This window comes from Sphingomonas ginsenosidimutans, from assembly GCF_002374835.1.
GTDB lineage: Bacteria > Pseudomonadota > Alphaproteobacteria > Sphingomonadales > Sphingomonadaceae > Sphingomonas > Sphingomonas ginsenosidimutans.
Genome location: NZ_NWVD01000039.1, coordinates 1 through 2,435, shown reverse-complemented (window position 1 = coordinate 2,435; position 2,435 = coordinate 1). Strand labels below are relative to the sequence as shown.

General features: G+C 68.9%; 3 protein-coding genes. All 3 read left to right on the top strand.

Going from position 1 to position 2,435, the window contains the following annotated elements; all coding sequences use genetic code 11:
* Nucleotides 1–122: 122 nt before the first annotated feature.
* Nucleotides 123–485 (top strand): IS66-like element accessory protein TnpA, encoded by a 363-nt coding sequence (gene tnpA / locus COA17_RS18505; RefSeq protein ID WP_007407193.1) that lies wholly within the window; start codon nt 123–125, stop codon nt 483–485.
* Nucleotides 482–829, top strand: a complete 348-nt coding sequence (tnpB, locus tag COA17_RS18500; protein ID WP_025292355.1) for an IS66 family insertion sequence element accessory protein TnpB — start codon at nt 482–484, stop codon at nt 827–829. The genes tnpA and tnpB overlap by 4 nt, the downstream gene beginning before the upstream one ends.
* A 55-nt stretch (nt 830–884) precedes the next feature.
* Nucleotides 885–2,435: IS66 family transposase (gene tnpC, locus COA17_RS18495; RefSeq protein WP_141397142.1), on the top strand; the 1,551-nt coding region annotated here is incomplete at its 3' end.

The following is a 2,435-nucleotide window of genomic DNA, read 5'->3' as shown; positions in this document are numbered from 1 at the left end:
TGAGGGCCGCCTTGCCCGTTTGGCCGTAGCCGGGATGCTTATCGTCTTTGACGAGGGCGCGGGCGGTGCGGGAAGTTTTCGGTTCTGAGACTGGTCGTACGAGCGCTCGTACGACTGGTCGTGTGGAGGTGGTCGGCCGGGTATCGGGCCGACGGAGCTGGTCGGACGCGGAGAAGCTGGAGATCCTGGCCGAGGCGTTCCGGCCGGGCGTGCGGGTCCGTGATGTCATCGCCCGGCGCGAGGTGTCGAGCAGCCTGATCTATACGTGGCGCAAGCAGGCGCGGCTGGGCAAGCTGGGCGGGGTCGCGCCTGCGCTGCCGGCATTCGCCGAGGTGCGCGTGGCCGATGTCGCCGCACCTGCGCCGCAGCCGGCGACATCCACGTCTGGCCTCATCTGCATCGAATTTCCGGGTGGCGTCCGAGTGAGCGTGGACGGGTCGGTGGACGCCGGCGCGCTGGCGCGAGTGTTGTCGGTGCTGCGTTGAGCCCCACGCCGTTGCCGACGCGGGTGTTCCTGGCGTGTGGCGTCACCGACATGCGCAAAGGGTTCGATGGCCTGGCGGTACTGGTGCAGCAGGTGCTGGCCCAGAACCCGCACTCGGGCGCGTTGTTCGCGTTCCGGGGCAAGCGGGGTCATCTGGTCAAGCTGCTGTGGTTCGATGGGCAAGGCCTGTGCCTGTTCTCCAAGCGGCTCGACCGGGGTCGGTTCGTCTGGCCGGTGACCGCGACGGGCACGGTGACGCTGACGCCGGCACAATTGTCGATGCTGCTGGAGGGCATCGACTGGCGTCGCCCAGAGCGGACGTTCACGCCGACGCTGGCGGGGTGAAAACGGCGGTTTTGCGACGCTTTTTCTCGCCCGTCGATGCGTGATCTGTTATGAAATGCGGGTGCTGGAAGCGCCTGTTTCCCCTGCTGATGCCACCGCGCGGATCGCCGCGCTGGAGGCATCGCTCGCCCGGGCGAATGCCGCGCTCGCCGCCCGCGATCTGCTCATCGACACGTTGCGCGGGCAGATCGCCCGACTGCGGCGGATGCAGTTCGGTGCCTCCTCCGAGAAGTTGGGCCGCGAGATCGAACAGCTCGAGCTGGCGCTGGAAGAGCTGGAAACGGAGCGGGATGTTTCCGAAGTCGAGACTGCGGCGCCTGGAGTAGCGCCGCGCCTGGCACCGGTCCGCAGTCTGCCGGAGCATCTGCCGCGCGAGGAGGTCGTCCACGAGCCGGCGTCCGGTATCTGCACCTGCCCGGACTGCGGTGGTGCGCTGCGCCGGCTGGGCGTGGACGCGCACGAGATGCTCGACATCGTGCCGGTGCGCTGGCGGGTCGTGCGCAACGTCCGCCCCAAATACAGCTGCCGGTCTTGCGAGAAGATCGTCCAGGCACCCGCGCCGGTCAGCGCTGTGGCGCGGGGCAAGGCGACCTTCGCGACGCTGGCGCACGTCGTCGTCTCCAAGTTCGACCACCATCTGCCGTTGTACCGCCAGGCCGAGATGATGGCCGCGCAGGGGCTCGAGATCGACCGCTCGACGCTCGCGGGCTGGGCCGGGCAAGCTGCAGCACTGCTCGACCCGGTGGTCAGCCGTATCCGTGACGAGGTGCTCAAGGCCGACAAGATCCACGCCGACGACACGCCGGTGCCGGTGCTCGACCCCGGCCGTGGCAAGACCGCGACCGGGCGGCTGTGGGTGTACGCCGCCGACGACCAGGCGTCCGGCAGCACGACACCGCCCGCAACATGGTATCGCTTCACGCCCGACCGCACCGCGGCGCACCCGCAGGCGCATCTCGCCGGCTTTCGCGGCTTTCTCCAGGCCGATGCCTATGCGGGCTATGACGCCCTGTACCGCGGTGGCGTCACAGAGGTGGCATGCTGGGCACACTTCCGGCGCAAGGTGTTCGACCTGCACGAGCGCCTCTCCACGCCGCTGACCACCGATATCCTGGAGCGCATCGGCGCGCTCTATGCCGTCGAGGCGGAGGTGCGTGGTCAGCCGCCGGATGTACGCCGTCGAGCGCGACAGGAACGAAGCCAGTCGCTGGTCGACGCCTTGCGCGAGGTGCTCGACGCTGCCCTTCGCCGCCTGTCGCCCAAGTCCGACATGGCCAAAGCCATCGCCTATGGCACCAAACGCTGGCCGGCGCTGTGCCGCTTCCTGGGTGACGGGCGTCTGGAGATCGACAACAATATCGCGGAGCGGGCCCTGCGCGGCGTCGCCGTGGGAAGGCGCAACTGGCTGTTCGCGGGTTCGCGCGCAGGCGGCGAGCGAGCCGCCGCCATCTACACCGTCATCCAGACCTGCAAGGCCAACGGCGTCGACCCGCAGGCCTATATCGCCGATGTCATCGCCAGGGTCGCCGGCGACTGGCCCGCCACCCGCTGGGACGAGCTGATGCCGTGGAACTGGGTGCCCCAGACAGATCAGCCAACAGCCCAA